7 protein-coding genes and 2 pseudogenes are annotated in these 5208 nt (G+C 60.9%); 6 read left to right on the forward strand and 3 right to left on the reverse strand.

Annotated features, from left to right (window positions below; genetic code table 11):
• A pseudogene (locus ACXJ7R_RS24410) lies at positions 1 to 419 on the forward strand (adenylosuccinate lyase); the annotation flags it as partial.
• A gap of 58 nt (positions 420 to 477) precedes the next feature.
• On the opposite strand, the gene ACXJ7R_RS24415 reads toward ACXJ7R_RS24410, so the two are convergent.
• Positions 478 to 1290 carry a VOC family protein gene (locus tag ACXJ7R_RS24415; protein WP_457154071.1) on the reverse strand — a complete coding sequence of 271 codons (813 nt, stop codon included), beginning with the start codon at positions 1288 to 1290 and terminating at the stop codon, positions 478 to 480.
• Positions 1291 to 1529: 239 nt separating this feature from the next.
• Here ACXJ7R_RS24415 and ACXJ7R_RS24420 point away from each other — a divergent pair, with 239 nt between their 5' ends.
• Entirely contained in the window at positions 1530 to 2084 is a 555-nt protein-coding gene (locus ACXJ7R_RS24420) for an RBBP9/YdeN family alpha/beta hydrolase (RefSeq protein WP_184872185.1), read from the forward strand.
• 6 nt (positions 2085 to 2090) lie between these two features.
• On the opposite strand, the gene ACXJ7R_RS24425 is transcribed toward ACXJ7R_RS24420, so the two are convergent.
• Entirely contained in the window at positions 2091 to 2864 is a 774-nt protein-coding gene (locus ACXJ7R_RS24425; RefSeq protein WP_111542506.1) for an HpcH/HpaI aldolase family protein, read from the reverse strand.
• A gap of 107 nt (positions 2865 to 2971) precedes the next feature.
• Positions 2972 to 3292, reverse strand: a complete 321-nt coding sequence (locus ACXJ7R_RS24430; protein ID WP_457154072.1) for a DUF1476 domain-containing protein — start codon at positions 3290 to 3292, stop codon at positions 2972 to 2974.
• Positions 3293 to 3567: 275 nt separating this feature from the next.
• Between ACXJ7R_RS24430 and purC the strand changes: the two genes are divergently transcribed.
• From purC to ACXJ7R_RS24450, 4 genes and pseudogenes are all read left to right on the forward strand, one after another.
• A complete protein-coding gene (gene purC, locus ACXJ7R_RS24435) occupies positions 3568 to 4362 on the forward strand; it encodes a phosphoribosylaminoimidazolesuccinocarboxamide synthase (RefSeq protein ID WP_095085488.1) in 795 nt (264 codons plus the stop codon).
• A 43-nt stretch (positions 4363 to 4405) separates the two neighbouring features.
• Positions 4406 to 4648, forward strand: a complete 243-nt coding sequence (gene purS / locus ACXJ7R_RS24440) for a phosphoribosylformylglycinamidine synthase subunit PurS (protein WP_457154074.1) — start codon at positions 4406 to 4408, stop codon at positions 4646 to 4648.
• Positions 4649 to 5113 (forward strand): GIY-YIG nuclease family protein, encoded by a 465-nt coding sequence (locus tag ACXJ7R_RS24445; RefSeq protein WP_457154073.1) that lies wholly within the window; start codon positions 4649 to 4651, stop codon positions 5111 to 5113.
• Positions 5113 to 5208: pseudogene (locus ACXJ7R_RS24450) on the forward strand (phosphoribosylformylglycinamidine synthase subunit PurQ); the annotation flags it as partial. The gene ACXJ7R_RS24445 and the pseudogene ACXJ7R_RS24450, both read left to right, overlap by 1 nt.

Consider the following 5208-nt stretch of genomic DNA (forward strand, 5'->3'; position numbering starts at 1 on the left):
ACGTGGCGCTCTGGCACGAGCGCGATATTTCGCACTCCTCTGTCGAACGCATGATCGGCCCGGACGCCACGGTGACGCTCGATTTCGCGCTGTCACGGCTGACCAGCGTCGTCGACAAGCTGCTCGTCTATCCCGACAACATGCTGAAGAACATGAACAAGTTCCGCGGCCTCGTGCATTCGCAGCGCGTCATGCTGGCGCTGACGCAGGCCGGCCTGTCGCGAGAGGACTCCTACCGGCTGGTGCAGCGCAACGCCATGAAGGTGTGGGAGCAAGGCGCTGATTTTCTTGAAGAACTATTGGCCGACAAGGAAGTGACCGCCGCCTTGCCCGAAGCCGAGATCCGCGAGAAATTCGACCTCGGCTATCACACCAAGCATGTCGATACGATCTTCAAGCGGGTGTTCGGCGAAGCCTGAGGCGAGCTTTCCCTTCTCCCCGTCACTATACGGGGAGAGGACGCTCTCCAAATGGCAATCAGGCCTTGCCGGGAACGGTGTTGATCACAGTCCCCCATGGGTCTTCGCGGGTTACCGGGCTGGTTACATTGTCCGAACGCATCTCGACCCAGGCAAGGCCCGACCGACCCGGACCGCGGCGGCCGGCACCGGGGCTGCGCCAGGCATTGGCGCCGATGTGGTGGTGATAGCCGCCCGACGACAGGAACACCGCCTGGCCGCCATATTTCGCTACCGTGTTGAAGCCGAATTCCTGATTCCACCAGGCTTCGGCGTCTTCCGGCCTGCCGACACGCAAGTGGACATGGCCGACAATGCTGTTTTCCGGCGCGCCCTGCCAACCGGCGTCACCCGCCGGCACCTCGGCAACGATAGACGGAATGTTCAGCCGCTCGGTCGCCATGGCAATCTTGTCGCCATTCCACTTCCAGTCGTGCGGACGACGGTCGGCGTAGATCTCGATGCCGTTGCCTTCGGGATCGGTCAGGTAGAGCGCTTCGCTGACCAGATGGTCGGAAGCCCCCTCGATGGCAATCTTGTCGGCAATGGCGTGGTTGATCCAGCGGCCGAGATCGGCGCGGCTCGGCAGCAGAAAAGCAGTATGGAACAGGCCCGCACTTTGCGGATCATCCGGCTTTGCCGCCGCGTCCGCCTCGATCACCAGCAACGGACGGTTGCCGGCCCCGAGCGTGATCGCGCCATCGGCGCGGCTCAGTTCCTGCAGTCCGACGACGCTGCGATAATAGGCGGCAAGACTTTCGGCGTCGCGCGCCTTAAGCCCGACGCGGGCAACGCTGACGGGAGTCGTGGCGGCAAAAGGCAATTCGCTCATCAAATTCTCCGTTCGGCCGGCCTGCGGTGAAACTTCCAAGACAAGGAGCCCCACGCCGCCAACCATAGTACGCCGCGCAGGGGGTCCCGCACACGGCTGTTTCTCTCTCCTGACGACAAATCGTCGATCGGCATCGTTCACACAAGACTTGAAGAAGCGAACATCGTGTTCACTATTTGTGAGCAAGAGCGCGATTCATGGCCGTTGCACGAAGCGACGCCGCTCGCTATTTCAGCGCCATGAAGGTCAAGGAAGCAGATATTCTCATCGTGCCGGGTTACACCAATTCTGGCCCGGACCATTGGCAGAGCCGCTGGCAGTCGAAGCTGTCGACGGCGCGCCGCGTCGAGCAGGCGGAGTGGTCCAAACCGGTGCGCGAGGACTGGACGGCGAGCGTGGCCAAGGCGGTCAACGAGGCCGAGCGACCGGTCGTCATTGTCGCGCATTCACTGGGTGTGGCCGCGGCAGTGCAGGCCATGCCGCAGTTCCAGAGGCCGGTCGCAGGCGCCTTCTTCGTGGCGCCGCCCGATGTCGCCAACCCCGGGATCAAGCCCCGGCACCTGATGACCTTCGGTCCTTATCCGCGCGAGCCGCTGCCCTTTCCTTCGATCGTGATCGCCAGCCGCAACGACCCGTTCTGCGCCTTCGATGTCGCCGAGGACATTGCTGGCGCCTGGGGCTCGCTGTTCATCGACGCCGGCGAAACCGGTCACCTCAACGCGGATTCGGGCTTTGGTCCGTGGCCCGAGGGCTCGATGACCTTCGCCAAGTTCCTGACCGATCTGAAACCCTGAGCTCTCTCAGGCGCCGATCGAATCCCTGACGCTCTTCAACAGGGTTTTTGCGCCGAGCCCGATCAGCGCGTGTTCCGAGCCCATGGCCAGCAGCCGGTAGCCCATCGAGACGACGCGACCGGCAATTGCCGGCTCGACGACATAGATCGCCGCATGTTTTCCCGCCTTGCGGGTGCGCTCGGCGACCGACGCCACCGTTTCCATCATGCTTTCCAGCGTCGAATTGATGGTCGCGCCGTTGCTCCAGGCGATCGAGAAATCCGACGGGCCGAGGAAGATGCCGTCGATGCCCGGCGTGTCTAGGATGCCGTCGAGCGCATCGAGGGCAGCACGCGTCTCGACCATGGCGAAGGCCATGGTGCGCTGATTGGTGTCGCGCAGCCATTCAGCCTGGTCGCCCTTGCCGTGGCGCGGAAAGGCATAGGTCGGGCCCCACGAGCGCTCGCCGAGCGGCGGGTATTTCATGGCCGCGGCGAACAGTTTTGCATCGGCCACCGAGTTCACCATCGGCGCAATGACAGCCTCGGCGCCGAAATCGAGCGCGCGGCTTGCCATGTCGAAGCGGCCGACCGGGATGCGCACCAGCGCCGGCTTGTTTGCAGCGAGCACCGGCACCAGACCGCGCAGCACGCTGTCCTCATGATGGCCGCCATGCTGCATGTCGAGGGTGACGGCATCGAAGCCCTGTTTGGCGACGATCTCGACGGTCAGGGCATCCGGCACGCCGGACCATGCGGTGAACAGCGTTTCATCGGCGGCAAGGCGGGACTTCAGGGACATCTACACTTTCCTCGTTAAGGATCGCAGTTTCAGCCGGAAACCGCTGCAAGGCAAAGAAAAACCGCCCGGATAGGTCGGGCGGTCGATTGGTCCAGAGTGTGGTCGGATCAGGTGTTCTTGATCTGCTCGATCGCCTGCGCCATCAGCTCGTCCATGGTGCGGCGGATCTGATGGTCCGACTGGTCGACACCGGCGTCGTCGAAATCCTTGCGGATCTTGCGGAACACGTCGTGATCGCCGGCTTCCTCGATGTCGGAGACGACCACTTGGTTGGCATAGGCGTCGGCATCGGCGCCCGACTTTCCAAGCTTTGCGGCGGCCCACAGGCCGAGCGCCTTGTTGCGGCGAGCCGATGCCTTGAACCGAAGTTCCTCGTCGAATGCGAATTTGCGTTCAAAGCCCTCTTCGCGATCCTTCATGCTGCTCATGGCATCCCTCCGATGGAAATCGATTCGCTGGTGATGACGTATATGTGTTGGGGAAGCACAAACCAAAAGGTCGCGAGCCGGTCAATACGCTTCGTTGCATGCTGCGCTGCGGCATTTCAGTCCCGAAAGCGGTTGATTGGAAGGATTTGCCGATTGAGCAAACGATGTGATTGGGATAGACCCGGCATTGAACCCTACAGTAGCCGCACTATTTCAGGCAGACGGACAGGAAATGGTCGATTGCCGCCTGTCTGGAACCCCAGAGAAAAAATCAGATGAAAAATCGCCGCCGCATTTATGAAGGCAAGGCCAAGATCCTCTATGAGGGACCCGAGCCGGGTACGCTCATCCAGTTCTTCAAGGACGACGCAACCGCGTTCAACAAGAAGAAACATGAAGTCGTCGACGGCAAGGGTGTGCTCAACAACCGCATTTCCGAGCACATCTTCAACCATCTCAACCGGATGGGCATCCCGACCCACTTCATCCGCCGGCTCAATATGCGCGAGCAGCTGATCAAGGAAGTCGAGATCATTCCGCTCGAAGTGGTGGTGCGCAATGTCGCCGCCGGTTCGCTGTCCAAGCGCCTCGGCATCGAGGAAGGCACCGTCTTGCCGCGCTCGATCATCGAATTCTATTACAAGGCCGACGCGCTCGACGATCCGATGGTGTCGGAAGAGCACATCACGGCGTTCGGCTGGGCGAGCCCGCAGGAAATCGACGACGTCATGGCACTCGCCATTCGCGTCAACGACTTCCTCTCCGGCCTGTTCATGGGCGTCGGCATTCAGCTCGTCGATTTCAAGATCGAGTGCGGCCGCCTGTTCGAAGGCGACATGATGCGCATCGTCGTCGCCGACGAGATTTCGCCGGATTCCTGCCGTCTGTGGGACGTGGCGACGCATGACAAGCTCGACAAGGACCGTTTCCGCCGCGACATGGGCGGCCTCGTCGAAGCCTACCAGGAAGTTGCCCGCCGCCTCGGCATCATGAACGAGAACGAGCCGCCGCGCCCCACCGGCCCGGTGCTTGTTGCCTCGACGGATGGCGCCAAAGGCAAGCCGCACTGATAGCGGCTTGCGTCCCGATATTGAGAACAGGAGCATGTCCAGCGTGATCAAGGCCCGCATTACCGTCACCCTCAAGAACGGCGTGCTCGACCCTCAAGGCAAGGCAATCGAACACGCGCTGTCCGGACTGGGTTTCGGCGGCGTCGGCGCGGTGCGGCAGGGCAAGGTGTTCGACGTCGAGCTTTCCGAGACCGACAAGGCCAAGGCCGAGGCTGATCTGAAGGCCATGTGCGACAAGCTGCTGGCGAATACGGTGATTGAGAATTATGCGGTGGAGATCGCTTAAATGGCATTGCTGGCCGAGTACAGCAATGCCGTTGACCAGATGCCGTCGCTCTATGAGAAGTTGCTCCGTTGCGATCTCAGACCTGCAAGCCCGCGTACCGGTTTTCCTAAGAAGCCAGGAGTGTACGCTCTCTACGAAAATACGACTCCCATCTATGTCGGCCGCGCCAAGAATATTTGGCAGCGGATAGGCAATCACATAGGAGGGCGCCCAGAGCAATCTTCCTTCGCCTTCAAGGTTGCTCGTGAGAAAACGGGGCGGACAGCAACCTACAAACCAGAGGGTTCTCGCAAAGCTCTCATGCTTGATGAGATTTTCAAGACGGCCTTTACTGATTCTGTGACACGTATTCGTGCTCTGAACGGCCGCTACGTTGTAATCGAGGACGATATTTTGCAACATCTATTCGAGGTGTACGCTGCGCTCGCGCTAAAAACATCTTACAACGAATTCAGGACAAGCTAATGAAATCCGCCGTCGTCCTTCTGCCTGGCCTCAACCGCGATCGCGACATGATCGCGGCGCTGACCAAGATTTCGGGAAAGCCGCCGGTCACCGTC

It is taken from the genome of Mesorhizobium sp. P5_C1 (assembly GCF_054049815.1).

What these genes read in the sequence shown, in the direction of transcription:
- ACXJ7R_RS24415 (WP_457154071.1), bottom strand. Translation starts at nt 1,290, where the DNA reads ATGAGCGAATTGCCTTTTGCCGCCACGACTCCCGTCAGCGTTGCCCGC.
- ACXJ7R_RS24420 (WP_184872185.1), top strand. Translation starts at nt 1,530, where the DNA reads ATGAAGGTCAAGGAAGCAGATATTCTCATCGTGCCGGGTTACACCAAT.
- ACXJ7R_RS24425 (WP_111542506.1), bottom strand. Translation starts at nt 2,864, where the DNA reads ATGTCCCTGAAGTCCCGCCTTGCCGCCGATGAAACGCTGTTCACCGCA.
- ACXJ7R_RS24430 (WP_457154072.1), bottom strand. Translation starts at nt 3,292, where the DNA reads ATGAGCAGCATGAAGGATCGCGAAGAGGGCTTTGAACGCAAATTCGCA.
- purC (WP_095085488.1), top strand. Translation starts at nt 3,568, where the DNA reads ATGAAAAATCGCCGCCGCATTTATGAAGGCAAGGCCAAGATCCTCTAT.
- ACXJ7R_RS24445 (WP_457154073.1), top strand. Translation starts at nt 4,649, where the DNA reads ATGGCATTGCTGGCCGAGTACAGCAATGCCGTTGACCAGATGCCGTCG.